General features: G+C 32.3%; 1 protein-coding gene. It reads left to right on the top strand.

Annotated elements, in window-relative coordinates; translation table 11 throughout:
• Positions 1–178 precede the first annotated feature (178 nt).
• The coding region (locus AC1DJR_RS32555; protein WP_477004520.1) for a DUF7852 domain-containing protein at positions 179–673 on the top strand (495 nt) is incomplete at its 3' end.

The following is a 673-nucleotide window of genomic DNA, read 5'->3' as shown; positions in this document are numbered from 1 at the left end:
CCCATAAAAACTCAGTATATTAAGTTGTGTATATTTGACTATTAAAGGGAAATTACTCTTTTTTTTGTAAATAATAAAAGTGACTATGATACAAACCCACGCATTAATAGAAGACAAACATATACAGTATAGAGAGTTAAAAAGCTCTAAACTTTTCATATAAAGGAGATTATAAAATATGAGTGAACAATGCCCAATTAATGTACCRTGTCAGGTAGCGGGACAAACCCAAACACCATTAAGTGATGCAGCTGCAGCACCAATTCTTACTCCAGGAACACCGATTGTAAAAATACCAGTTGTATTAGCAGAAAGAACAATTCAAATTGTTGTAGAATCTGATATTTCATTAGATCCTCCAGCAACTGAGATTAAACGTGTGTTAAAAAATGTATTTTTAACACAATGTAAGTTAGTTCCTGTAGCATTTACTCCAGTAGATGCTACACCTTATCGCCGAGTTACAAGAGCAAAATTATTTGTACAAGGATATATTCGTAAAAATATTGAATATGCAAATGATGAGTGTAATGGAGTGCTATATGATGTAGCATTTACTCCAGTAGATGCTACACCTTATCGCCGAGTTACAAGAGCAAAATTATTTGTACAAGGATATATTCGTAAAAATATTGAATATGCAAATGATGAGTGTAATGGAGTGCTATATGAT

It is taken from the genome of Bacillus sp. 05T31 (assembly GCF_056396725.1).
This window is presented reverse-complemented; position numbering and strand designations above follow the sequence as displayed.